Source organism: Pseudonocardia petroleophila, from assembly GCF_014235185.1.
GTDB lineage: Bacteria > Actinomycetota > Actinomycetes > Mycobacteriales > Pseudonocardiaceae > Pseudonocardia > Pseudonocardia petroleophila.
This window is the reverse complement of record NZ_CP060131.1, coordinates 5,004,849-5,029,223: the sequence shown is the minus strand read 5'-3', so window position 1 is coordinate 5,029,223 and position 24,375 is coordinate 5,004,849. Positions and strand designations below refer to the sequence as shown.

The 24,375-nt window shown below is 75.6% G+C and carries 23 protein-coding genes; 2 read left to right on the top strand and 21 right to left on the bottom strand.

What is annotated here, in order from left to right; translation table 11 throughout:
- Positions 1 to 5: 5 nt before the first annotated feature.
- The 17 genes from H6H00_RS24710 to H6H00_RS24635 all read right to left on the bottom strand — a co-directional run bounded on the left by H6H00_RS24710 (position 6) and on the right by H6H00_RS24635 (position 18,495).
- Positions 6 to 800, bottom strand: a complete 795-nt coding sequence (locus H6H00_RS24710) for an ABC transporter permease (protein WP_185718072.1) — start codon at positions 798 to 800, stop codon at positions 6 to 8.
- Positions 797 to 1,618 carry an ABC transporter permease gene (locus tag H6H00_RS24705; RefSeq protein WP_185718071.1) on the bottom strand — a complete coding sequence of 274 codons (822 nt, stop codon included), beginning with the start codon at positions 1,616 to 1,618 and terminating at the stop codon, positions 797 to 799. The genes H6H00_RS24710 and H6H00_RS24705 overlap by 4 nt, the downstream gene beginning before the upstream one ends.
- A complete protein-coding gene (locus H6H00_RS24700; RefSeq protein WP_185718070.1) occupies positions 1,615 to 2,613 on the bottom strand; it encodes an ABC transporter substrate-binding protein in 999 nt (332 codons plus the stop codon). The genes H6H00_RS24705 and H6H00_RS24700 overlap by 4 nt, the downstream gene beginning before the upstream one ends.
- Before the next feature lie 29 nt (positions 2,614 to 2,642).
- Complete coding sequence (locus H6H00_RS24695) at positions 2,643 to 3,485, bottom strand: ABC transporter ATP-binding protein (RefSeq protein ID WP_185718069.1); 843 nt, start codon at positions 3,483 to 3,485, stop codon at positions 2,643 to 2,645.
- Between the two features lie 116 nt (positions 3,486 to 3,601).
- Positions 3,602 to 7,036: a molybdopterin cofactor-binding domain-containing protein gene (locus tag H6H00_RS24690; RefSeq protein WP_185718068.1), complete on the bottom strand. Its 3,435-nt coding sequence runs from the start codon at positions 7,034 to 7,036 to the stop codon at positions 3,602 to 3,604.
- Positions 7,033 to 7,533 carry a (2Fe-2S)-binding protein gene (locus H6H00_RS24685; protein WP_185718067.1) on the bottom strand — a complete coding sequence of 167 codons (501 nt, stop codon included), beginning with the start codon at positions 7,531 to 7,533 and terminating at the stop codon, positions 7,033 to 7,035. The genes H6H00_RS24690 and H6H00_RS24685 overlap by 4 nt, the downstream gene beginning before the upstream one ends.
- A gap of 46 nt (positions 7,534 to 7,579) precedes the next feature.
- Positions 7,580 to 8,260, bottom strand: a complete 681-nt coding sequence (locus H6H00_RS24680; RefSeq protein WP_185718066.1) for a TetR/AcrR family transcriptional regulator — start codon at positions 8,258 to 8,260, stop codon at positions 7,580 to 7,582.
- Positions 8,214 to 9,635 carry an MmgE/PrpD family protein gene (locus tag H6H00_RS24675; protein ID WP_185718065.1) on the bottom strand — a complete coding sequence of 474 codons (1,422 nt, stop codon included), beginning with the start codon at positions 9,633 to 9,635 and terminating at the stop codon, positions 8,214 to 8,216. Before H6H00_RS24675 ends, H6H00_RS24680 begins: the two co-directional genes overlap by 47 nt.
- Positions 9,632 to 10,654, bottom strand: a complete 1,023-nt coding sequence (locus H6H00_RS24670) for an LLM class flavin-dependent oxidoreductase (protein ID WP_185718064.1) — start codon at positions 10,652 to 10,654, stop codon at positions 9,632 to 9,634. Before H6H00_RS24670 ends, H6H00_RS24675 begins: the two co-directional genes overlap by 4 nt.
- Positions 10,651 to 11,493, bottom strand: coding sequence for an alpha/beta fold hydrolase (locus H6H00_RS24665; protein ID WP_185718063.1), 843 nt, complete (start codon positions 11,491 to 11,493; stop codon positions 10,651 to 10,653). Before H6H00_RS24665 ends, H6H00_RS24670 begins: the two co-directional genes overlap by 4 nt.
- Entirely contained in the window at positions 11,490 to 12,449 is a 960-nt protein-coding gene (locus tag H6H00_RS24660) for a DODA-type extradiol aromatic ring-opening family dioxygenase (protein WP_185718062.1), read from the bottom strand. The genes H6H00_RS24665 and H6H00_RS24660 overlap by 4 nt, the downstream gene beginning before the upstream one ends.
- The gene (locus H6H00_RS24655) at positions 12,446 to 13,771 is read right to left on the bottom strand and encodes a M20 family metallopeptidase (RefSeq protein ID WP_185718061.1); all 1,326 of its coding nucleotides are present in this window, start codon (positions 13,769 to 13,771) and stop codon (positions 12,446 to 12,448) included. Before H6H00_RS24655 ends, H6H00_RS24660 begins: the two co-directional genes overlap by 4 nt.
- Positions 13,768 to 13,890 (bottom strand): hypothetical protein, encoded by a 123-nt coding sequence (locus H6H00_RS32460; protein ID WP_255425357.1) that lies wholly within the window; start codon positions 13,888 to 13,890, stop codon positions 13,768 to 13,770. The genes H6H00_RS24655 and H6H00_RS32460 overlap by 4 nt, the downstream gene beginning before the upstream one ends.
- Positions 13,887 to 14,699: an alpha/beta fold hydrolase gene (locus H6H00_RS24650; protein ID WP_185718060.1), complete on the bottom strand. Its 813-nt coding sequence runs from the start codon at positions 14,697 to 14,699 to the stop codon at positions 13,887 to 13,889. The genes H6H00_RS32460 and H6H00_RS24650 overlap by 4 nt, the downstream gene beginning before the upstream one ends.
- A complete protein-coding gene (locus tag H6H00_RS24645) occupies positions 14,699 to 15,910 on the bottom strand; it encodes a Rieske 2Fe-2S domain-containing protein (protein WP_221775654.1) in 1,212 nt (403 codons plus the stop codon). The genes H6H00_RS24650 and H6H00_RS24645 overlap by 1 nt, the downstream gene beginning before the upstream one ends.
- A gap of 26 nt (positions 15,911 to 15,936) precedes the next feature.
- On the bottom strand, positions 15,937 to 16,878 hold the full coding sequence (locus H6H00_RS24640; protein WP_185718059.1) for a PDR/VanB family oxidoreductase: 942 nt from the start codon (positions 16,876 to 16,878) through the stop codon (positions 15,937 to 15,939).
- Between the two features lie 75 nt (positions 16,879 to 16,953).
- On the bottom strand, positions 16,954 to 18,495 hold the full coding sequence (locus H6H00_RS24635) for a GMC family oxidoreductase (protein WP_185718058.1): 1,542 nt from the start codon (positions 18,493 to 18,495) through the stop codon (positions 16,954 to 16,956).
- A 208-nt stretch (positions 18,496 to 18,703) separates the two neighbouring features.
- On the opposite strand from H6H00_RS24635, the gene mftD reads away from it, so the two are divergent.
- The gene (gene mftD, locus H6H00_RS24630) at positions 18,704 to 19,876 is read left to right on the top strand and encodes a pre-mycofactocin synthase MftD (protein WP_185718057.1); all 1,173 of its coding nucleotides are present in this window, start codon (positions 18,704 to 18,706) and stop codon (positions 19,874 to 19,876) included.
- On the opposite strand, the gene H6H00_RS24625 is transcribed toward mftD, so the two are convergent.
- Complete coding sequence (locus H6H00_RS24625; protein ID WP_185718056.1) at positions 19,877 to 20,161, bottom strand: nuclear transport factor 2 family protein; 285 nt, start codon at positions 20,159 to 20,161, stop codon at positions 19,877 to 19,879.
- A gap of 78 nt (positions 20,162 to 20,239) precedes the next feature.
- On the opposite strand from H6H00_RS24625, the gene H6H00_RS24620 reads away from it, so the two are divergent.
- On the top strand, positions 20,240 to 21,055 hold the full coding sequence (locus tag H6H00_RS24620; RefSeq protein WP_185718055.1) for a MerR family transcriptional regulator: 816 nt from the start codon (positions 20,240 to 20,242) through the stop codon (positions 21,053 to 21,055).
- A 10-nt stretch (positions 21,056 to 21,065) separates the two neighbouring features.
- Here H6H00_RS24620 and H6H00_RS24615 read toward each other — a convergent pair whose 3' ends face one another.
- The 3 genes from H6H00_RS24615 to H6H00_RS24605 are packed head-to-tail and all read right to left on the bottom strand — an operon-like array spanning position 21,066 to position 24,374.
- Complete coding sequence (locus H6H00_RS24615; protein ID WP_185718054.1) at positions 21,066 to 22,163, bottom strand: (Fe-S)-binding protein; 1,098 nt, start codon at positions 22,161 to 22,163, stop codon at positions 21,066 to 21,068.
- Positions 22,160 to 23,542, bottom strand: a complete 1,383-nt coding sequence (locus tag H6H00_RS24610; protein ID WP_185718053.1) for an FAD-binding oxidoreductase — start codon at positions 23,540 to 23,542, stop codon at positions 22,160 to 22,162. Before H6H00_RS24610 ends, H6H00_RS24615 begins: the two co-directional genes overlap by 4 nt.
- 37 nt (positions 23,543 to 23,579) lie before the next feature.
- The gene (locus H6H00_RS24605; RefSeq protein ID WP_185718052.1) at positions 23,580 to 24,374 is read right to left on the bottom strand and encodes an SDR family NAD(P)-dependent oxidoreductase; all 795 of its coding nucleotides are present in this window, start codon (positions 24,372 to 24,374) and stop codon (positions 23,580 to 23,582) included.
- Position 24,375 lies beyond the last annotated feature (1 nt).

Sequence of the window (24,375 nt, the reverse complement as noted above, 5' to 3'; positions counted from 1 at the left end):
CGCCCTCAGGCGTGGCGGGCCCAGTGCAGCACCCGGTCCTCGGCGGCCGAGTACGCAGCGTTGAGCAGGTTGCCCAGCACGCCGAGCACGATCACCGCGGTGAACATCGCCGGGATGTCGAACATCTGCTGGTGCGAGGTCAGGTAGAAGCCGAGACCGTTCTGCCCGCCGACCAGCTCCGACACCACGGTCATGATCAGGGCGATCGGCAGCGCGACCCGCAGCCCGGCCGAGATCATCGGCAGGGCCGAGGGCAGCACGACCCGGCGGGCGATGTCGACGCGCGACAGCCCGAACATGCGGGCGGCGTCGACCCGCTCCGGGCGCACCGAGCGCGCCCCGGCGGTGGCGTTGACCAGCACCGGGAACACCACCCCGAACACGATGACGGCGATCCGCATGGCGTTGCCGAGCCCGAGCACGAACACCGCGACCGGCAGGATCGCCACGGCGGGCAGGGCGCGGAGGAACTCCAGCGTCGGGCGGAGGTAGTCGTCGAGCGTGCGGAACGTGCCGATGGCCAGGCCGAGCACGATCCCGACCGCCGCGGCGAGGACGAACCCCGCCGCGAACCGGGCGAGGCTCGGCAGCAGGTCGTGCACGACGACGTCGGGGAACCAGTCGCGGGCGAAGCGGCCCAGCACCCGCGACAGCGGCGGCAGGTAGACGCTGCCGCCGACCCGTCCGGCCAGCTCCCAGAGCGCGAGCAGCACGACGGGCAGGACGGCGGACACCCAGCCAGGGACGGTCGAGCCGTTGCGCGCGGGCCGCGCCCGCCGTGTGGGCGTGGTGGTGGTCATCGCTCGCCTCCAGGACGGTTCCAGAACAGCAGCCCGCGTTCCAGCGCCTGCACGCCCAGGGCGATCAGGTAGCCGAGCACGCCCACGACGAGCACCCCCGCGTACATCTCCGGCACGCGGATCGCGGACTGCATGAACGAGATGAAGTAGCCGACGCCGCCCGCCGCGGTGAGCAGCTCGACGGTGATGACCAGGACGAGCGCGATCGCCGAGGCCACCCGGATCCCGGTGAGGACCCCGGGCAGGGCCAGCGGCAGCACGACCCGGCGCAGGACCTCCGCACGGCTCAGCCCGAACGTGCGGGCGCTGTCGATCGCGACCGGGTTCACGTCGCGCACCCCGTAGTAGGTGTTGAACAGCACCGGCCACAGCGCCGCGTACGCCGCGGCGGCGGTCGTGGTGACGGGGCCGACGCCGAGCAGCAGGATCGCGAACGGCACCAGCGACACCGAGGGCAGCGGGCGCAGGAACTCGATCACCCAGCGGAAGGTGGCGTAGAGCCACTGCGAGCTGCCGAGCAGGAGCCCGAGCGTGACGCCGACGACGGTCGCGATCGCGAGCCCGGCGGCGACGCTGGCCAGGGTGCCGATCAGCGCGGCCGTGAGCCGGCCGTCGGCGAACTGCTCGACCAGCGCCACGGCCACCTGGCTGGGCCGCGGGAAGAACCGCGAGCCCAGCAGGACCGTGCCGGCCTCGCCTACGAGCACCAGCCCGACGACGAACGCGGCCCCGCGCAGGTTGACCCCGCGCAGGCGCCCGGTGGCCACCGCACCCGGGCGGGTCCCTGCCCGGCCCGGTGCGGCTGGCGCGACGGTCACGACGTGCCCGTGGCGATCAGGGTGGCGGCGTCGACCGGCTCGGGCAGCGTGCCGAAGCGCACCTGCAGGTCGAGCTGGCTCTGGATCAGCTCCGGGGTGAGCTCGGTGCCGTAGTTCGACAGCGGGGCGGTGCTCGCGGTGGCCGCGGTCTGGCCGGTGGCCGCGGCGAGGCTGGCGCGGCGAGCGTCGGCGTTGGCGGGGTCGTTGGCCCACTCGCTCACCTCGGCCATCGCCTCGCGGAGCTGTGCGACCGCCTCGGGGTTCTGCCCGGCGAACTCGGTCGTGCCGAACCACACCGTGTAGACGAACGGCTCACCGCCGTTGACGAAGTCGTACGGGCTGGCGATCTTCCGGCCGCCCGCGGCCTCCGCGTTCTCGGTGAAGGGCGACTGCAGCAGCCCGCTCTGCACCTGCCCGGTCTCCATCGCCTGGGCGATGTTGGGGAAGGGGAGGTTGACGAACGTGACGCTCTCCGGGTCGACGCCGGAGTCCTGCAGCATCGCCCGACTCGCCAGGTGCGGCAGGGTGTTGAGCGCGTTCACCGCGACGGTCGTACCGGCCAGGTCGGCCACGTCGCCGATGGGGCTGCCGGCCGGGACGACGAGGTTCGACCCCGGGTTGTCGCGCGTGTAGGCGATGCCGGGGGCGATCATGGTGAACGGCAGGCCCTGGCTCACGCCGCTGGCGATGGCGGTGGGCGCGCTGCAGGCGACGTTGGCCTGGCCGGAGGTGACGGCGGCGGCGAGCTCGGGCACGCCGGCGACGACGTTCAGCGTCACGTCGATGCCGTGGGCGGCGAAGATGCCCTGGTCGACGCCGAAGAACCCCTGCGCGCAGGAGTCGGACGCGACGGTGGCCATCGTCAGGGCGATCCGGCCGTCGTCGCCGGTGACCGGGGCGGCGCCGCCGCACGCGGTGAGGACGACGGCGCCGATCAGCGCGGTCGCGGTGCCGGCGAGGCGGCGGGCGCGCAGGGCGCCGGGGATCGGGGTCATGGGGTCCTCCGTGGTGGGGCGGGTGCGGGTCAGGCGCCGGCGGCGCGCTGCTGGTCGAGCCCGACGAGCTCGTGGATCGCGGCGCGTGCGGCGAGGAACGGGGCCTCGCCGCGCGTGCGGATCTGGTTGCGCGGCCGGGTGAGGTCGATCGTCAGGTCGCTGACGACCCGGCACGGCGGCGGGCTCAGGACCTCGACGCGGTCGGCGAGGTAGACCGCCTCGTCGATGTCGTGGGTGACGAGCAGCATCGTGATGCCCTCGTCGGCGTAGCGGTCCTGGATGGCGAGCAGCAGGTCCTCGAGGCTCTCGCGGGTCAGCGCGTCGACGGAGGCGAAGGGCTCGTCGAGCAGGAGGATCTGCGGCCGGAACGCGAGCGCGCGGGCGATCGCCACGCGCTGCTGCATCCCGCCGGAGAGCTCGTAGGGGTGGTAGTCCTCGAACCCGGCCAACCCGACGGCGGAGATCGCCTCGTCGATGCGGGTCCGCTTCGCCGCCGCGTCGAGGTCGGCACGCTTCGCGAGCGGGAACGCGACGTTGCCGGCGACGGTGAGCCACGGGAACAGCGACCGCGTGTAGTCCTGGAAGACCAGCGCCATCTCCGGCGGCGGCCCGGTGACCGGGGCACCGTCGAGCAGCACCTCCCCGGTGGTCGGGGTGAGCAGCCCGTTGATCATCCGCAGCAGCGTGGACTTGCCGCAGCCCGACGGGCCGACGATGGCCACGAAGTCGCCGCGGTGCACCTCGAACGACAGCTCGCGGCACACGTACGGGCCGCCGGGGGAGTACTGCTTGGCGAGGTCGCGGATGGCGAGCAGGGGCGGCTGCTCCGACGTCCCGGTGGCCCGTGCGTCGGGCCGGGAGAGCGTGGTCATGGGGTCCTCACTGCTCGGTGGTGGCGTCACTGCTCGATGCGTCCCTGGGACCGTACTAAGTACGGTAGTGGGTGGAGGTGTTGCCTGGATGACGTTCGTGTGTCGTCCGGTCCTGGTCAGCGACCCGGGATCTGCTCCGTACTATGTACGGCACTGTGCACGCCGTCAAGGTCCCGCGGCGGTGTGAGCTGCTCCGCGGCCTGTTCCGCCAGCCCGGCGGCGGCGTCGACCTTCCAGGCGTTGCCGGGCAGGGGATGGGCCGTGCGCTCCAGCTCGCGGTCGACGGCCCGCCGGACCGCCGCCGGCGTGACGGCACCCGCGGCGAGGACCTCCCGCTCGGCCGCGGGCATCCGCAGCGGAACGGGGGCCATCGCCCCCAGGACGATCCGGGCGTCGCGCCAGGAGCCGTCGTCGGCCCGCTCGGCGGCGAGCGCGACGGACGCCGTGGCGAAGTCGCCGGTGTAGAGGGCGAGCTTGGCGAACGCGGTGTGCCGCAGCAGGGCGGCCGCGGGCACGGTGACGGCCGTGACGAGCTCGCCGTCGCGCAGCACCGTCTCGCCCGGACCGGTGCAGAACTCGCCGATCGGGACGCGGCGGTCGCCGTCGACCTCGACGGTGGCGTCGAGGGCCAGGAGGACCGTCGCCAGGTCCGACGGCGTCACGGCCTGGCAGCGGTGTCCGTCGACCGCGGCGTGCTGGAAGCGGTGGTCACCGAGGACGGCGTAGCAGGGACGGGTGGCGCCGCCGCGCTTGTAGCAGTCGAAGCCGTTGCGGAAGAACCAGCAGCGCTTGGCCTGCACCAGGTTGCCGCCGACCGTGGCCGCGTTGCGCACCTGCGGCGAGGCGATCGTCGAGACGGCCTCGACGAGCGCGTGCGGGGTGTCGGCGTGCGCGGCCAGCTCGGCGAGGGTGACGGCGGCCCCGATGCGCAGCCCGTCGGAGGTGCGGCCGATGCCCCGCAGGCCGGTGACGGCCGCAACCGACACGAGCACCGGCGCGGGGCGGGTCTCCCGCCGCCGCTCGACGGGCGCGTCGGTGGCCCCGCCCAGCGGCATCGCGCCGGGCGCGGACAGGAGTGCGAGCGCGTCGCCCAGCTCGATGGGGGCGTGCAGCACGGGCTGCGGCGCGGGGCCGCCGCGCAGGCGGCCCGGCCAGGTGCCGTACCGGTCGAGGACGTGGTGCAGGCCGCGCGGGTAGAGCCAGCGGATCGCCGCGACCCACCAGCGGTCCGGCCGGAACCGGATGCGGTGGTCGCGGACGCGGCCCTCCTGGGCGGCGAGCGCGGTGAGCACCTTGTCCGGGGTGATCGGCAGCTCGCGGATGCGGACGCCGACGGCGTCGTGCACGGCGTTGGCGACCGCCGCCCCCGGCGGGATGATCGACATCTCGCCGACGCTCTTCGCTCCGTACGGGCCGGCCGCGTCGTGGTTGTCGACCACGTGCGCGCGCACCGACGGGAGATCGGCGCTGCGGGGCAGGGCGTAGTGCAGGTAGCTGGTGTTCACGACGCGGCCGCCGTCGCGCACGAGCTCCTCGCCGAGCGCCGCGCCCAGGCCCATCGCGGCCCCGCCGACGATCTGGCCCTCCACGGCGGTGGGGTTGATCGCCCGACCGACGTCGTGCGCGGCCAGGTAGTCGACGACCCGGATCCGCCCGGTCCGGCGGTCGACGTCGACGACGGCGCCGTGGGCGGCGAACGCGTAGCTGGGGGAGAGGTTGGCGGTGTCGCGGTCCGGGGTGAGCATCTCGGTGCCGGTGACGCGGTAGGTCGTCTCGTGGCTCAGCACGCCGTCGACCGCGTCGTCGGCCAGCCCGACGAGGTCGCCCAGGTCGACCGCGTCGTCGCCGGACACGGCCCGCCCACCGGTGAGCCGCACCGCGCCGGCGTCGACGCCGAGCTTCGCCGCGGCGATGCCGCGCAGCCGGTCGGCCAGCTCGCGCGCGGCCCGCCCGACCGAGGAGCCCGTCATGTGGGTGCCCCGCGAGGACCAGGCACCCAGCTCGAACGGGGTGCGCTCGGAGTCGGTGGACAGCACCGCCACATCGGCGACGTCGAGGCCCAGCTCGTGCGCGGTGATCTGGGCGAGGATCGTGCTCTGCCCGGTGCCGGCGTCGGTGCCGCCGTAGCGGACGCGGGCGTGCCCGTCGGCGAACAGGTCGACGGCGGCGTCGCTGCGGTCGGCGTGCTCGTAGGCGAAGGCACCGCTGCCGTGGGTGCCCGCCGCGACGCCCCACCCGCGGGCGACGGGGCCCGCCGGCCGCTCCGCGCGCGCCCGGTCCCAGTCGAGGCCGTCGCGCACCGCGACCAGGCAGTCGCCGAGTCGGGAGGTCGTGACCTCGTAGCCGCACAGCGCGGTGGCGTGCTCGGGCGCGAGGTTGCGCAGCCGCAGCGCGATCGGGTCGATCCCGAGGCGCCCGGCGATCTCGTCGACCTGCTGCTCCATCGCCAGCGACACCTGCGGCGTCCCGTAGCCCCGGAACTGGCCGCCGGGCTGGGTCGCGGTGTCGACGAGCCGCGCGGTGAGGCGCACGCCGTCGGGCCGGTACATCGAGCCCAGCGTGATGACGCCGACGCCCATCACCGACGTGCCCATGTGGTTGTAGGACCCGTTGTCGACGACGACATCGGCCTCCAGTGCCCGGAGTACGCCGTCGGCGTCGGCGGAGGTGGTCAGCACGGTCTCGAAGCGGTGCCGCGGCTTGTTCGCGCCGAACTCCTCCTCCCGGCTCAGCTCCACGAGCACCGGCCGTCCGGCCGCGCGGGACAGGGCCGCCGCCAGCACCTCGTGCTCGGACGCCTTCGACTTCTGCCCGAACCCGCCGCCCACGGCGACCTCGCGGCAGATCACCTGCTCGTGCTCGAGGCCGAGGAGGTGCGAGACCTCCTTGGCGATGAACCACGGGGCCTGGGTCGAGGTCCACAGCTCCACCACACCGCGCCCGGCGTCCCACGCGGCGAGCGTCGTGCTCGGCTCCATGCAGGCGTGGGCCACGCTCGGGTGCACGAACCGCCCGGTCACCGACACCGCCGCGGCGGCCAGGCCGGCGTCCGGATCGCCCCAGTCGGTGCGCAGCAGCATCGACACGTTGGGCTCCGCGGTGGTCCGCTCGTGCAACCGCCCGGCCCCGCGCGCCAGGGCCTCGCCCACCGACAGGGGCGCGCGGCGGCGGCGGTAGCGCACCCGGATCGCTCGCAGCGCCGTGGTGGCCTGCTCCGGGGTCTCGGCGGCGACGGCCGCCACCTCCTGCCCGACGTGGCGGACCACCCCGTCGGCCAGGGGCGGCCGGTCCGACAGCGGCCCGCCCCGGTGCAGGTACCGGATGCCGGGCGCGAAGTCGGCCGCGGTGATCACCGCGTGCACACCGGGCAGCGCGCGGGCGGCGGAGACGTCGAGCGCGGTGATCTCGGCGTGCGGCACGGGGGAGCGCAGGATCGCGCCGTGCAGGACGGGACCGGGCGGGTGCGTCCCGGGGAGGTCCGCGGTGAACGAGACGAGGCCCGTGCTGCGGGCGTCCCAGTCGATCGGCCGGACGCGGTCGCCGATGCTCACCGGGCCGCCCGGTCCGCTGCGACCCGGTCCTCTGCGACCCGGTCCTCTGCGACCCCACACACCGACTCGACGATCGCCTGGTAGCCGGTGCAGCGGCAGATGTTGCCCGACATCGCCCGCCGCACGCAGGCGCGGCGCTCGTCCGGGTCGAGATCGGCGAGCCCGCCGCGCAGCAGGGCCGTGGCGTGCACGACCTGGCCGGGGGTGCAGAACCCGCACTGGAACGCACCGGTGTCGGCGAAGCGGGCCCGCAGGTCGGCGCTCTCCTGGGCCAGTCCCTCGCTCGTCCACACCTCGCCGCGGACCAGCGCGGCGGGCGTCGTGCAGGCCGTCCGGGGCAGGCCGTCGACCAGGACGGTGCAGGCGCCGCACTCGCCGCGCCCACAGGCGATCTTGGCGGCGGTCAGCCCGAGGTCACCGCGCAGGACGTCGGCGAGGGACCGCAGCCCGGGGGCGTCGACCTCGACCGGGGAACCGTTGACGACCAGCGTGTGCATTCCCGTACTTTGTACGACCGCGTTGCCGCGGGTCAAGGGGCTCCGCTCAGGCGGGCAGCCCGCGCACGACGGACTCGACGAACGCGTCCACGCCGGCCCGGTACTGCTCGTCGCTCGGCAGGTCGACGAGGTGGTCGGCCAGCGCCACCATCTGCGGGAAGTCGTCCCGCGGCAGCCCGGCGTAGAAGTGGCTGCGCTGGCGGCGGACCTCCGCGGCCTCGTCGACGTCCTGGTGTCCCCACGGCCGCGGCGTCTGGTAGCTGACGAAGCCGATGGCGTAGGTGATGAGGAAGCCGTAGCAGCGCACGGCGGTGGGGCCGGGGACGCCGGCGGCGACGAGGTGGGCGAGCACCGACTCCATCGCCCCGCGCAGGGCGGTGCGGCTGTTGGTGATCCGGGTGGCGAGCAGGCGCACGACGCTGGGGTGCTCGCGCATCATGGCCAGGAACGCCTCCGCCACCGACCGCAGTGCCTCGGCCGGGCTGCCCGCGGGCTCGGCGGGCAGTCGCATCCGGCCCAGCACGTGGTCGGCCATCGCGTCGAGGATCTCGTCCTTGCTGCGGAAGTAGCTGTAGAGCGTCATCGTGCCGACGCCCAGCTCGGCGGCGAGGCGCCGCACGGTGAGCCGGTCCAGGTCGGACTCGGCGTCGGAGATCAGCAGGGCGGCGTCGATGATCCGCTCAGGGGTCAGGGGGTCGCGTCCCCCGGCCGTCCGACCGCGCGCCATCGTGCCTCCTCGTCCTCGGGCGGTGGGGTACACCGTCCGGTACAAGCGTTCCACGGGTGCCGGGGATCACGCGACCCGGCCCGGGCACCGGCGCGTCGCGGGGGAGCAGGGCGTCGAGGACGGGCGCGGCGCGCGGCGCGTCCCCGAGCCCGAGGACGGCGGTGATCCGCGGGTCGGCCGCGTCGACGCCGAGCAGCCCGGCGGCCTTGGCGCGCACGGCCGCGTCCGGCAGCGGGCGCTCCGGGTCACCGGGGGCCAGCAGCACCCGCCGGCTCGCCGTCCCGACGGTGACCACGGCTCCCCAGCGGCCGGGGAACACGGCGTCCAGCCCGGGATCGGTGCCGAGCACGACGTCGGCGGCCCCCTGCGGGTCGCGGTACCAGCCCGGCTCGCGGGCCCGGCCGGCCAGCGCCCCGGCGACCGCGACCGCCGCGCTGGCCGCGGCCTCAGCGGGCCCGCCCGGTGCCCGGTCCGCGGTGACGAACCGCAGCGCGGCCCGGGGCAGCGCGATCCGCACCGCCTCACCGGACCCCGCCACGACGCCGTCGGCGGCGAGCTCCTCGAGGGCGGCGAGCACGGTGTGCAGCGGCCGCGCGCACGGCCAGGACTTGATGGCCGTACCGGTCAGGTGCGCCGCGCCGTCCGGGGACGCCGGTTCGGGCGGGCGGCCCAGCGCGGCGGCGGCCGGGGCGTCCAACAGGGACGCGCTGCCGGTCAGGCCGGCCGCCGCGGCCCGGGCGGAGCGGACGCCGTGCGCGGCGGCGCGGCCGCAGAGCAGGTAGTGGGCGTCGCCCAGGTCGTCGGCGCTCAGCAGGCCGCCCAGCTGGGCGGCGGCCAGCGCCAGTGCGGCGGTGGTCCGGGGCTCGTCGAGGCCGAGCAGGTGGGCGGTCACCGCGGCCGAGCCGAGCGCCCCGAACAGCGCCGTCGGCCACCACCCCGCGGCGTACAGCGCGGGGCCGCCGTAGCGCAGCGACGCCTCCACGACGGCCTCGTACCCGGCGACCACCGCCCGCAGGACCTGCTCCCCGCCGGCGTCGAGCGTGCGGCCGACGTGCAGCGCCGCGGGCACGACGACGGCGCCCGGAGCCACCCCGGCCGGGCCGTGCAGCGGGTCGAACTCGTCGACGTGGGCGAGGGTCGCGTCGATCTCGACAGCCGTCTCCAGGGGCCACGGCCCGCGGGCCCCGATCGCCCGGATCCCGTCGGGCGCGCCGGTCAGCAGCGGCACCCAGCGCGCGGCCAGCGGATGGGCGGAGCCGGACACCGTGCAGCCCGCGGTGTCGAGCACGTGCCGCGCGGCCGCGTCGAGCACCGCCCGGTCGGCGTCGCGCGCGGCCGCCCGGGACCGGACCGCCAGGTCCGCGAGCAGGGTCACGGGCTGCTCACCGGGAGGCGGCCGAGCAGCGGCAGCACGCGCTCGGCGACGTCCGCGAGGAGCGTCCGGGGCAGGTCGTAGGAGCCGACGTGCTGCAGGAACACCGCGTCGGCCCCGGCCGCGGCCGCCTCGGTGACCCGGGTGACGATCTCCTGCGGCGTGCCGAACAGGCAGAACGCGCGGGCGAAGGCGACGGCGTCGGCGTCGGAGACGTACGGGTCGCAGGCCTCGACCGCGCCCGCCCAGTCCTCGGCGTGCACGAGGTCGGGGTACACGCCGGGCAGCTGCGCCGGGACGTCGACGCGGATGCCGGCCAGGGCCAGCGAGGCCGCGCCGCCGTGCTGGGCGATGCCCGCGCAGATGGGCTTGAGCTCGCGGGCGTCGCGCTCGACGTCGTCGGTGACCCGGCAGAACGCCGACACCGTCATCGGGACGGGGGCCCGCCCGGCCGCCGCGGCGCCCTCCTGGACGCGTGCGGTCGCCGCCGCGAGCGGGGCGGGGGCGACGCCGGACAGCAGGATCGCGCCGTCGGCGATCTCGCCGGCGAGCCGCAGGTTGCGCGGTCCGCTCGCCGCCACGTGGATCGGCACCGGCCGCGGGTCGCGCAACCGCGACCGCACGCCGGGGTAGGCCACCTCGTTCCCCGCGAGCAGCGACCGGACCTGCTCGACCCCGGCCCGCAGCTCCGCCCCGGTGCTGGGCGGGATCCCCACCGGCAGCACGGAGCTGTTGCCGACGCCCAGGCCCAGCACGAACCGGCCGGGGGCCTGCTCGGCGACCGTCCGTGCCGCCGAGGCGACGACGGACGGATGCCGGGTGGCGACGTTGCCGACCGCTGTGCCGACGGTGATGCGCGCCGTGGCGGCGACGGCGGCCGACGCCACGGCGAACACGTCGCGCCAGAGCAGCTGGGAGTCCGGGAACCACACCTCGTCGACGCCGCTCCGCTCCGCCTCGGCGGCGAACGCGGCGAGCTCCGGCACCGGGGCGCACGGGGGGACGCGGATGCCGACCCTCACGACAGGAACGCGGCGGCGAGCTGGTTGAACCGCGCGCTGTGCTCGTGCTGGGGCCAGTGCCCGCACTCGGGGAGGATCTCCAACTCCGAGCCGGGGATGCTCTGCTGCATCCGGTGCGCCTCCGGGACGTCGCCGAAGGGGTTCTGCGCGCCCCACACGATCAGCGTCGGCGCGGTGATGCGGCCCATCTGCTCGGGGGTGAGCAGGTCCTCGGTGCGGTTGTCCATCTGCTGCAGGCACAGCAGCTCGTCGATGCCGGCGACGAACTCGGGGCGGTGGTAGATCGCGTGCCGGACGTCGACGAGCTCCTCGCTGACGTTCGCCGGATCGTGCATGAGCAGCTCCAGGCGCCGGCGGGTGAGCGCGCGGTCGTCGGTGAGGACGGCGGTGCGGGTGCTGGTGCGGATGCGGTCCATCACCTCGGGGTTCGCGACGGTGCCGCCCGGCGCGACGAGCACCAGGCGCCCGACGCGGTCGGGGTGGTCGGCGGCCAGGCGGCCCGCGACCCAGCCGCCGAGCGACTCCCCGACGAAGCTCGCGCGCTCGATGCCGCGGCTGTCGAGGTAGGCGAGCACGTGGTCGACGTAGCGGGGGATCCGCAGGTCGCCGCCGGGGTTGTCGGTGTAGCCGTGGCCCAGCATGTCGAGGACGTGCAGGCGGAACTTCGTCGACAGCGCCGGGACGTTGCGGACGAACGCCTCCAGGTGCCCGCTCGTGCCGTGCAGCATGAGGACGTGCTCGCCCTCGGTGCCCGCGCGCAGCACCCGGGTGCGGGTGCCGCCGACGGGGGCGTGCGACACCTCGATGTCGGTGCCGGCCAGCTCGGTCCAGATGGTCATGACGTCCTCTCCGGTGCGGGGGTGAGCAGGGTGATGCCCATGCCGGTGAGCCACTGCGGGATCTCGGCGTAGGCGAGGGTGGTGCCGGTGGGCGGGCCGCCGGTGCCGGTCAGCGCGGCGGTCATGGCGATCCAGGCGCGGATCTCCTGGGCGCCGTTGCCCGCCTCCTCGTCGATCTCGGCGCTGGTGCGGTCGAGCACCGCCGACAGGTCGCCGGTCTCCAGCAGGCCGAGGAACCAGGCGTCGAAGGCGGGGTTGATGTCGGGCTTCGCGGCGCGGATGATCTCGCGGCGCCGCACCTCGTAGTCGCCCCAGGAGTGGCGGCCGTCGAGCCAGGCCTCCACGAGGAAGCGGTCGTCGTCGCTCAGCGCGTCGAACCACTTGGGCCACGGCAGCCGGTGCGACAGGCCGCCCGACGCGATCACCGCGACCCGCCGGCCGGAGCCGTCGGCGCGCAGCGCCGCCCCGAGCGCGGTGCCCAGGTCGTGGCAGCGGCGCAGCGACGGCAGCGGCGGCGCGAACGTGTTCGTCACGACCGGGACGATCGGCACCTCGAGGTCGGGCACCAGGTGCTGCAGCGCGTGGGTGATCCCGTGGTCGACGGTGAGCCGCAGGGAGAAGGCGGGGTCGAACCCGGCGTCGACCAGCCCGTCGACGAGGGCGCGGGCCAGCGCGGTGTCGACGGGCAGCGGCCCGCCCGGGGTGCCGGCCTCACCCGCGCCGAGCACCTCGCCGACGCCCACGGTGAATGCGGGCATGAGGTCGAGGAACATGCCGCGGAAGTGGTTGGAGCCCAGCACGACGACGGCGTCGGGCCGCGCGGCGGCGAGCGCGTCGCGGGCCGCGGCCAGCCCGTCGCGGAAGGCGTGGGCGTCGGGCAGGTGGTCGACCTCGGCCCAGTGGGTGTTCATCAGGGTGCTGTGCGACGCACCGACACCCAGCACGATCTCGCTCACGGGGCGGTCCTCTCGCGGGTGCACAGGCTGATCGCCGTGTGCACGAGGTGGCGGGTGAGCCGGACGGCCTCCCGGACGTCGACGACGTTCATGCCGGACGGGAAGTCCAGTGGCAGCGGGGCGTCGGGGCCGATGCGGTCCATCCCGATCCGGGCCGTCGGCAGGCCGCGGGAGCGCAGGATGTTGGCGTCGGTGGCCCCGCTGTTGGCCACGATCGGTTCGTGCGGGCGCCCGGCCAGCTCCTCCCACGCGTCCTTCGCGGCCACCACGACCGGCGCGTCCTCGGGGGTGTGGGTGCCGGGGATGGCGAGCACCATGTCCCAGTCGAGCTCGATCTCCGGGTGCGCGGCGGTGATCGCGTGCAGCGCCGCGCCGAACTCGCGGCGCACCTCGGCGGGCGTCGAGCGGGGGCTGGTGCGCAGGTCGACGTGGAAGCGGCACAGCGCGGGGGTCACCGACGCCATCCGCGGCCACCCGCCCTCGACGGCGGCGACGATGCCCTGCGGGGCCACCAGCCCGTCGGTGTGCCGGGCGGAGTACTCCGGGAACCAGCGCTCGAGCGCGTCGATCACGGTGGCGGCGTGGGCGATCGGGTTGCGGTAGGGCATCCGGTGGCGGCTGCCGACGTAGGAGAAGCTGCCGCGCACGCGCACCTCGAACCAGCAGAGCCCGACCTCCTCCCACGCGACGGCCCAGCCGGGCTTGGCGATCACCGCGTAGTCGGCCCAGACGCCCTGCTCCAGCAGGAACGAGCAGCCCGCACCCTGCCCGGCGTTGCGGCGCGTGAGCCCGCGGGCGGTGCGCCCGTTCGTCGGCATGCCGCCCGCCCCGAGCCCCACCACGAGGTCGCCGCGCAGCGGGATCCCCGCCGCCGCGATCGCTTCCGCCGCGGCGACGACGGCCGCGCCGTGCCCCTTCGGGTTGCTCGCGCCCAGGCCGACGACGTGGTCGCCGTGGACCTGTGCGCGCGGCACCATGTCCGGGCGCAGCTCGGGTCCGATCCACGGGACGTCCTCGGCGGGGTCGCCGACGGTGAGGGTGTCGATGGGGGCGTAGAGGAGCAGGTCCTCGCCGCCGCCCGTGCCGCGCAGGCGGCCCACGGCGTTGCCCTGGCGGTCGTCGACCTCCTGGTAGCGGGCCTGCAGTCCGGCGTCCGCGAGCTGCCCGGTGAGCCAGCGGGCCAGCGGGGCCTCCTCGCCGGTGGGGCTGGGGATGTCGACCATGCCGACCACCAGCTCCGTCAGCCGGGCGGGGGAGATGCGGGCCCAGGCGGCCTCGGTCCACTCCCGCTGCGCGGTGCGGGGCGCCGGGGGTGCGCTCACGGGCGCGGCCGCACGGTGCGGACGGTGGTGCCGCGCCCGAGCCGGGCGAGCAGGCCGGTGCGCTGCGCGGCCAGCACGGTGGCGAGGCCGGCGGCGAGCGCCAGTGCGGTTCGGGTCACGATCGGCTCCGGGAGGGGTCGAGGAACGAGGAGGCCAGCGCGGCGACGGCGTCGGGCCGCTCGGCCTGCGGGTGGTGGGCGGTGCGGCCGAGGACGGCGAGGTCGCCGGCGGGCAGGGCGTCGGCCAGGAACGCCGCGTACTCCGGCCCGGCGAACGGGTCGTGCCGGCCCCACACGACGAGCGCGGGCGCGGTGACGCGGGCCAGGTCGGGGCCGAGGTCCTCGGGGGCGCCCCGCCCGCCGGTGGCGGTGGCCAGGGCGACCGGGGTGACGCTGGACCGGTACCGGGCGGCCACGGTGGCGTCGGGCACAGCGTGGCCGTCGTGCCACTCCAGGCCGGCGATCAGGCGGCGCATCGCCTCCGGGCTCGGGCCGTCGCCGCCGTAGTAGTCGGCGCGGGCCCGCGCGCCCGCGGCCGGGTCGATGCCGGGTCCCGGGGTCGGGGTGGCGCCGATGAGGAGCATCCGAAGGACCCGCGCGGGCTCGTCGGCGGCCAGCCGCAGCGCGACCGACCCGCCCAGGGACTGCGCGAGCACGTCGACCGGCCCGACGTCGAGCCGGTCGAGCAGCCCCGCCAGCGCGCGGGCGTGCCCGGTGAACACCGGCCCGTCGTCGGACGAGGGGCCGGACGCGCCGTAGCGGGGCAGGTCGACGAGGAGGTGGCGCCGGTCCGCCCGCAGGGCGAGCACCCCGGCGAAGTCGGACGCCGAGTGGCAGCCGGGACCGCCGCCGTGCAGGACGAGCGTGGCGGGCCCGTCCGCGGGGCCCGTCCAGCCGTGCGCCGGGAGCATCGGTGCCGGCGGCGCCATCAGTGCCCGCGGCGCGGTGCGGTGGGCTGCAGGACGAGTCCGGCCTGCTCCACGTGCCGCCGCCACGCGGTGAGTGAGAGGTCCGGGCGGTAGAGCCGCTCGGGCGGGGAGTCCATGACGTCGACCATCCAGGCGTCCTGCGCGGTGAACTGGCCGTGGAACAGCCAGCGGATCGCCGCGAGGTACTTCGCCTTGAAGGCCAGCGCCTTCGCTCCGGTCTCGAAGCGCACCATGAGCTGGACGTACCGGACGTGGTCGGCATCGACCGGCACGTACCACTCGTAGTGGACGAACTGCGGGTAGGCGACGCGCAGGATGCCGGGCAGCCGGATGGAGACGAAGCCCGGCAGGTCCAGGCCCGCGATCACCGGGTTCGCGTCGCCGTTCCGGCCGGGACGGTCCGGCAGCGGCATGCGCTTCCACCAGCGCTTGTTGGTGAACGAGCCGACCCCGGGGAACTCCGCCTCCCAGTGCACCTCGTCCTGCACGCGGACGAGCCAGCCGTCCTGCTCGACGATCCGGGTGACGTTCCACGTCGGCATGACCTTGAACAGCCGCCACAGCGCGGTGTTGTGCAGGTACTTGGCGTGGCCCTCGTCGAAGCCGTTCTCGGCGGCGAAGCGCCAGTTGCCGTCGCGGACCTCGGTGCGCCCGCCGAGGACGAACGCGTTGTCGGTGAGCTCGGCGGGGATGTCGCGCTCCACCGGCGGCGGCTCCTCGCCCTCGGCCAGCGTGCCGATCCAGACGAACAGCAGGCCCATCCGCTCGACGACCGGGTAGGTCGCCACCGAGACGCGGCCGCTGATGGGGGAGTCCGGACCGTCGGTGATGACGGCGCAGAGCTTCCCGTCGGTGAGGTCGTAGGTCCAGCCGTGGTACGGGCAGCTGATCGTGCCGGGGAACTGGCGGCGTCCGAGCGAGAGCGGCACGCCGCGGTGCGGGCAGCGGTCGTGCAGGCCGTGCACGGTGTCACCGTCGCGGACCAGCACGACCTTCTCACCGCACACGGTGACCGGCACCGGCTTCGCGCCGACCTGGTGGGCCCACACGGTGGGGTACCAGTGGTCGCGGAAGCCGAGCTCGGCCGCGTCGTAGGTGGGCCACTTCTCCCAGTCGGCCCCGTCCTGCACGGGCGGCCCGGGCTCCACCGGGGCGACGGTTCGGGGGCGGCGGGCTCGGCGCGGGGCCTCGGCGTCGGGCACTGCGGTCACGGTCGTCTCCCAGGAGGTCACGGGGGTCACAGGTCGAGCACCAGCTCGCGGCCGACCGCCCGGGACACGCACGGCAGCACGACGTCGGTGCGCCCGGGCTCGGTGAGCGAGTCGCGGTGGTCCGGCACGCCGGACAGGACGCGGGTGACGCAGCTGCCGCACACGCCGTCGCGGCAAGCGTTCGGGATCGCGATGCCGGCCGCGTCGAGGATGTCGAGCGCGGAATCCAGCGGCCCGACCTCGAGGCGCCGCCCGGAGCGGCGCAGCACGACGTCGAACGCGCGCAGGTCGCTGTCGTCGCGGGCCTTCGCCGCGAACCGCTCGACGTGCAGCGATCCCGCCGGCCAGACCCGACACCGCTCCTCGACGGCGCCGAGCAGGGCCTCCGGGCCGCAGCAGTAGACCGCGGTGCCGTCCTGCGGTGCCCCCAGCAGGGCGTCGAGGTCGGGGCGGCCCGCCTCGTCCTCCGCGACGACCTCGACGGCGGGGCCGAAGCGGGCGAGCTCGCCGAGGAACGCCATCGACGCGCGGCTGCGACCGCCGTAGACCAGCCGCCACTCGGCGCCCCGGGCCGCGAGCTCGCCCGCCATCGCGAGCAGCGGGGTGATCCCCACGCCGCCCGCGACGAGCAGGTGGCGCCGGGCGTCGACGAGGGCGAAGTGGTTGCGCGGGCCCGCCACCTCGACGCGGTCGCCGGGGCGCAGCCGCTCGTGCACGAACCGCGAGCCGCCGGACGAGGCCGGCTCGCGCAGCACCGCGACGCGGTAGCGCCTGCGGTCGGCGGGGTCGCCGCACAGGGAGTACTGCCGCACGTGCCCCGGGAGCCCCAGGTCGATGTGGGCGCCGGGCTCCCACGCGGGGAGCAGGCGGCGCAGCGGGTCGGCGAGCTCGACGGACAGCACGCAGTCCGACTCGCGGCGCAGGCTCACGACCTCGAGGTCGAGGACGCCGTCGTCGTCCACGGTCATCGGACCCTCCTCAGTTCAGTACTTAGTACGGTACAGCATGACCGGCAGCGACGCACCCGTCGTGGGACAGATCGATCAGCCGGCGGCGATGAGCTCGGCGGCGCGCTCGGCGATCATCGCCGTGGGTGCGTTGGTGTTGGCCGAGGTGATCGTCGGCATGACCGAGGCGTCGGCCACGCGGAGCCCGTCGACGCCGCGGACCCGCAGGTCGGGGTCGACCACCGCGTCGTCGTGGACCCCCATCGCGCACGTGCCGACCGGGTGGAAGTACGGCATGGCCGCCTGCCGCACGAAGTCGACGAGCGCGGCGCGGCTCGTGTCCTCACCCGGCGCGACCCGCCGCTCGACGAGTTTCGCGAACGCCGGCTGGGCCGCCAGGTCCAGGGCGATCTCGACGCCGGTCACCAGCGCGTCGACGTCGGCCCGCTCGGCGAGCATGTTCGGCTGCAGGTGCAGTGCGTGGTCCGGGGTGGGGCCGGTCAGCTCCAGGAAGCCGCGGCTGCGCACCGTCATCAGCCCGGGCGCGATGACGAACGCGTTCGGCGGCACCGGGAACCGGTCCGCGATCTCCGGGGAGACGTAGGGGATCTGCACCGCGACGTACATGAGGTCGGGCACCTCGAGCGCGGGATCGCTGCGCCAGAACGCCGTGCTGCCCTCCAGGTTGTTGTTCGGCGGCGGCAGGGCCTCGCGGGCGGCGAAGCACACGCCGCCGAGGATGGGGTGCTCCTGCAGGTTGCGGCCGACGCCGGGCAGGTCCAGGACCGTCTCGACGCCCACGGAGCGCAGGTGCGCCGCGGGGCCGACGCCGGAGAGCAGGAGCAGCCGCGGGCTGTCGATCGCCCCGGCGGCCAGCACGACCTCGCGGGTCGCGGCGACCGTCCCCGGCCGTCCGTCGCGCAGGTACTCGACGCCGGTGCAGCGGCCGCCGTCGATCCGCAGCCGGGTGGCCCGCGCCCCCGTGACGACGGTGAGCCGCTCGTGGCCGAGCACCGGACGGAGGTGTCCGGTGTACGTGCTGGTGCGCACGCCGTCGGAGGCGTCGGTGTTGATCGGGCCCGCGCCGAGCGGCTCGGCGACGTTCATGTCGTCCAGGTAGGGCATGCCGTAGGACACGCCCGCCTCGATCAGGGCGGTGGCCACGGGGTGCAGGTCGCGCGGGCGCTCGATGCGCACCGGCCCGCCCGCGCCGCGGTGCGCGGACGCACCGTCCTCCCAGTCCTCGGACGCGCGGAAGTGGGGGAGCACGGAGTCGTGGTCCCAGCCCCGCGCACCGGCCGCGGCCCAGCCGTCGTAGTCGGCGCGGTGGCCGCGGGCCCAGACCAGCGCGTTGGTGCTGCCGGAGCCGCCGAGTACGCGGCCGCGCGAGAGGAACAGCGTGCGGCCGGCGACGTGCTCGGTGGGGGCGTAGGTGTAGCCCCAGTCGTGCGCGGCGCCGATGTTCTCCACCCAGCGCGGCGGCGACGCGACGGTGTCGATCCCGTCGGGCGACCCGCCCGCCTCCAGGAGCAGGACGGTGCCGTCGGTCCGGTCGAGCAACCGGCGCGCGAGCACGCAGCCCGCGGTGCCGCCGCCGACGACGACGTAGTCGGACGGGGCGGGATCTGTCGTCGGCATGCGGGCTCCCTCGCGATCGTGTACGTACGCTGTACGGGACAGTGCACGAGGTCAGGGGCCTGGTCAAGGGTGGCGGTGCTCCCTGACCGGTCGGAGGGGTTGTGCCGGCATCCCCGGCCCATGTCTCGCCCTTGTGGCACCGGATGCCATATCGTCGCCCCGGTCGTCGGCGCAGAGGCCGGTGACGGTCCCACGAGGAGGAGCGCCCATGCCCGGTGGATGGTTCGAGACGGTTGCCGAGGCGCAGCGGCGCGCGAAGAAGCGGCTGCCGAAGTCGGTCTACATGGCGCTGGTGGCCGGCTCCGAGCGCGGCCTGACCGTCGACGACAACACCGCGGCCTTCGGCGAGCTCGGGTTCGCCCCGCACGTCGCCGGGCTGTCGGGCAAGCGCGAGCTGGGCACCACCGTGATGGGGCAGCCCGCGTCGATGCCGGTGCTGATCTCCCCGACCGGCGTGCAGGCCGTGCACCCCGACGGCGAGGTCGCCGTGGCCCGCGCCGCCGCCGCCCGCGGCATCCCGATGGGGCTGAGCTCGTTCGCGAGCAAGTCCATCGAGGAGGTCGCCGCGGCCAGCCCGCAGACGTTCTTCCAGATGTACTGGGTCGGCTCGCGCGAGGTGCTGGTGCAGCGCATGGAGCGCGCCCGCGCCGCCGGGGCCGTCGGCCTGATCATGACCCTGGACTGGTCGTTCTCCAACGGTCGCGACTGGGGCAGCCCGGCGATCCCGGAGAAGGTCGACCTCAAGGCGGCCCTGAAGTTCGGCCCCGAGGTGGCGCTGCGCCTGCCCTGGCTACTCGACTTCGCGAAGTCCGGCAAGATCCCCGACCTCACCACCCCCAACCTCACCCCGCCCGGCGGCACCGCGCCCACCTTCTTCGGCGCCTACGGGGAGTGGATGGGCACCCCGCTGCCCACCTGGGAGGACGTCGCCTGGCTGCGCGAGCAGTGGGGCGGGCCGTTCATGCTCAAGGGCGTCATGCGCGTCGACGACGCCAAGCGCGCGGTCGACGCGGGCGTCTCCGCGATCTCGGTGTCCAACCACGGCGGCAACAACCTCGACGGCACCCCGGCCTCGATCCGGGCCCTCCCGCCCATCGCCGACGCGGTCGGCGACCAGGTCGAGGTGCTGCTCGACGGCGGCATCCGCCGCGGCGGCGACGTGGTCAAGGCGCTCGCGCTGGGGGCCAAGGCCGTGCTGATCGGCCGCGCCTACCTGTGGGGTCTCGCCGCGAACGGCCAGGCCGGCGTGGAGAACGTGCTCGACATCCTGCGCGGCGGCATCGACTCCGCCGTGCTCGGGCTCGGGCACGACTCGGTGCAGGACCTCGGCCGCTCCGACGTCGTCGTCCCGGACGGGTTCACGCGGGCCCTGGGGGTGTAGTCACCGCGGCGGTGCGATGCGCAGCCCGGAGATCCGCCCGTCGACGGCGTAGTCGAAGCGGAACTCCAGCGTCACGGGGCTGCCGGGGAACTCCCCGGCCACCTCGGCGACGGCGACGGCGCTGCGCACCGCGTGGGTCACCGGCGGCACCGCGGCCCGCCAGGCGCGGATCGCGTCGGTGCCGCGGTGCTCGCGGTCCTCGTCCGCCACGACGGCGTCCTCGGTGAACAGGGCGAGGAAGGCGTCGAGGTCGGGGGCCGGGGCGAAGTAGCTGATCGGTGTCATGGGACGAGCGTCGGCGGTGTCGGCGGGGGAGGGTCAAGCCCTCGACCTTCCCCCCGGGGGAAGGTGCACGCTGGACCGATGCTGACGATCGGGGACTTCGCGCGGATCACGCACCTGAGCCGCAAGACCCTGCGGCACTACCACGAGGCGGGGCTGCTCGAGCCCGACCGCGTCGACGCCGCCACGGGCTACCGCTACTACTCGCTCGCCCAGGTCCCGACCGCGCAGGTGATCCGCCGGTTCCGCGACCTCGGCATGCCCGTCGCCGACGTCCGCTCCGTCCTGCTCGCGGACACCGACGAGCGGGCCGGGATCGTCGCGGCGCACCTGGCCCGGCTCGAGGAGCAGCTCGCCACGACCCAGGCGGCCGTCTTGTCGCTGCGGCGGCTGCTCGCCCCGGAACCGCCGTCGCTGCGGGTGGAGCTGCGCTCGGTGCCCGCCCGGGTCGTCGCGGGCATCGGCGCCGAGGTCGACCGGTCGGCGGTGCTCGCGTGGTACGCCGGGGCGATGGCCGAGCTGCGCGGACTCGCCCCGGTGGAGACCGGGCCGCCCGGCGCCCGCATCGACCGCGCGCTGTTCACCGACGACCGCGGCCACGTGCTCGCCCACCTGTCCGTCGCCGACGCGCCGCGGGCCGGTCGCGTGCGGCCGGTCGCGCTCCCCGCGGAGGAGCTGGCGGTCGCGGTGCACGCGGGCCCGCACGACGACATCGACGTGACCTACGGCGAGCTCGGGGTCTGGGTCGCCGAGCAGGCCGTCGGGCTGGCCGGTCCGGTGCGGGAGACCTACCTGGTCGGCCCGCACGACACCGCGGACCGGGCCGCGTGGCGCACCGAGATCGGCCTGCCGGTCTTCGGCACCGCCGACCGGCGGCCGGAGGGTACCGCCGCCTGACCGCTGTCCCTCAGCGCGCGCGCAACGCCCGGCGGCGCGGCCGGGGCAGGGCGCGCCCGCCCGCGGCGTCGGCGAGCAGGTCGGCCAGGTGCACCGCGCGGACGCGGCTGCGGCGCCGGCGCAGACCGGTGTCGAGCTGGCGCAGGCAGCCGGGGTTGACCGCGACGACGTAGTCGACCCCCGCGGCCTCGACGGCGTCGAGCTTCGGGTCGAGGACGCGGCGGCTGTCGCGCGGCCGGAGCATCGAGTACGTGCCCGCGGCGCCGCAGCACGACGCCTCCCCGGGCACCGCGACGAGGTCGGCGACCGCGGAGATCAGGGCGCGGGGCTGGGCGGAGACGCCGAGCCCGTTGCGCAGGTGGCAGGAGTCCTGCAGCGCGACCCTGGCCCGGCGGCCGTCGACCCGGACCTCCCCGACGGGCGTCACCCCGGTGGCGACGAGGTGCTCGCTGAGCTCGTGGACGCGGTCGCGCCCGAGCACGGTCGCGAGGTGCGCGGCGCAGCCCCCCGACGTCGTGACGATGACCCCGGGCAGCTGCTCCCCGAGCCGCCGCGCCATCTCCTCGCCCTGGTGCGACTGCCCGTTGTGGGCGTGCAGGGCGCCGCAGCAGCCCTGGTCGGCGGGCACCGCGACGCCGGGGAGCAGCCGCCGGGCGGCCCGGCTGACGCCGGGGAACAGGCCGCGCTCGAAGCAGCCGAGCATGAGCGAGGTGGCGCCCGCGGCGGCGCCGCGGGCCGGCCTGCGGACCAGGCCCACCAGCCGCAGCAGCGACGTGCGGGCCGCGACCGTCATCAGCCCCCAGGCCACGACGGGCCGGTGGCGGCCGGTCCACTGCAGGTCGCGCCAGGTCTCCAGCAGCTGCCCGTATTGGACGCCCGCCGGGCAGACCGGTTCGCACGCCCGGCAGCCCAGGCAGAACGACGCCTCCTCCCGCACCCGCGGGTCGTCGACGTCGAGCACGCCGGTGTCGAGCGCGCGCATGAGGTTGATGCGGCCGCGCGGCGAGGACCCCTCGTCGCCGGTGAGGGCGTAGGTCGGGCAGGCGGGGAGGCAGAAGCCGCAGGAGATGCAGCGGTCGAGCAGCTCCGGGTCGAACAGGTTGGTCACGATCCCAGCTTCCCGGGGTTGAGGATGCCGGCCGGGTCGAACGCGGCCTTGATCCGCCGCAGCAGCGCCATCTGGTCGGCGCCCAGTCGCGCCTGCAGGTACGGCAGCTTCGCCGCGCCCACGCCGTGCTCGCCGGTGATGGTGCCCTCCATGTCGATCGCGGTGGCGAAGATGTCACCGAAGGCCTTGTGCGCGCGGTCGGCCGCGGCCTCGTCGTGCCGGTCGACCACGCAGGTCGGGTGCAGGTTGCCGTCGCCGGCGTGGCCGAAGGTGGCGATGCTGACGTCGTAGCGCTCGGCGATCTCGTCGATGCGCCCGACCATCTCCGCGAGCCGGGGCCGGGGGACCGTCGCGTCCTCGAGGATCGTCAGCGTGCCCAGCCGGGACAGGGCGGGCAGCGAGCAGCGGCGGGCCGCGAGCAGGGCCTCCGACCGCGCGACGTCCTCGGCGAGCGTCACCTCCATCGCCCGGTGCCGCGTGCACAGCTCGCCGATGCGGGTCAGGGACCGTTCGACGGCGTCGGCGCCGCCGTCGTCGCCGAACAGCAGCAGCGCCCCGGCGTCGCGGCGCAGCCCGAGGTGGGCGTAGTCCTCGACGGCCCCGATGCACTTGGCGTCGAGGAACTCCAGCGTGGCGGGCACGATCCCGTCGGCGATGACGGCGGTGACGGCCCGGCCCGCGTCGGCGAGCGACGGGAAGTAGGCGACGCCGGTGTTGGTGGTGGCCGGCATCGGCAGCAGCGCGACGGTGAGCTCGGTGAGCACGCCGAGGGTGCCCTCGGACCCGGTGAGCAGGCGCGTGAGGTCGTAGCCCGCGACGTCCTTCCACAGCCGCCCGCCGGTGCGGATGATCTCGCCGGTCGGCAGCACCGCGGTGGCGCCGAGGACGTAGTTGCGGGTGACGCCGTACTTGAGCCCGCGCAGGCCGCCCGCGCACGTGGCGACGTTGCCCCCGACCGTCGACACCGTGCGGGAGCCGGGGTCGGGGGCGTAGAGCAGGCCCTTCGCCGCGGCGGCCTCGGCGAGCGCGGCCGTGGTGACCCCGGCCTCGACGCGCGCGAGCAGCTCGTCGGCGTCGACCTCCAGGATCGAGGTCATCCGGGTCAGCACCAGGACGATCCCGCCGCGGTCGGCGAGCGTGCCCGCCGACAGGTTGGACCCGGCCCCACGGGGGACCACCGGGATGCCGCGCCGCGTGGCCAGGCGCAGGACCGCGGCGACCTCGTCGGCGGTGCGCGGCCACACGACGGCGTCGGGGACGCCGCGGAACAGCGGGGTGGCGTCGCGGGCGTACGGCTCGAGGTCGCCCTTCGCCGTCCGCACGTGGTCGGAGCCGACGATCGCCTCCAGCTCGACGATCACGTCCTGCCCGAGTCCCATCGGACCACCCTTCCACGCCGGTCCGCCCCGGACCGTCTCAATAGTGGATCGCGCCCCGGGCTCCGCCCCCGGCGGCGACGGCGTCCCCGGTGACCGCGACGCTGCGCGGCGAGCAGAGGAACACCACGACGTCGGCGACCTCCTCGGCGGTCGGCAGCCGCCCGATGCTGGTGGCCGCCCCGAAGGCGGCGGCGACCTCGTCGGGGGTGGTGTCCTGGGCCTCCGCGCGGGCGGCGAACAGGGCCGGGATGCGCTCGGTGACCGTCAGCCCCGGGTGCACGACGGTGACCCCGACGCCCGCCGGGCCGAGCTCGTCGGCCAGGTTCTTGGTCAGCGCGGCGACGGCGACGTTGCGCACCGAACCGGCGATCGAGCCCGACTGGCGTGCGGCGAGGCCGCTGACGTTGACGATCCGGCCGCCGCCCTGCGCGACCATGTGCGGCGCGACCGCCCGGGCGCACCGCAGGTAGCCCAGCACCTTCGTCTCGAACTCGGCGCGCATCGCGTCGTCGGTGAGGTCGGCGAGCGCCGGGACCGGTCCGCCGGCGGGCGTCGCGGCGGCGTTCACGAGGACGTCGACCCCGCCCCACTCCGCGACGACCCGGTCGACCATCGCGCGCACCGCGGCGTCGTCGGAGGTGTCGGCGACGACGGGCAGGGCGCGGACGCCGAGCCCGCCGACCCGCCCGGCCGCGGCGTCGAGGGCGGCCCGGTCGCGCGCGACGAGCGCCACGTCGGCGCCCTCGGCGGCCAGGCCCAGCGCCACGGCCAGGCCGATCCCGCGGCTCGCGCCGGTCACCACGGCGCGCTTCCCGGTGAGTCCCAGGTCCACG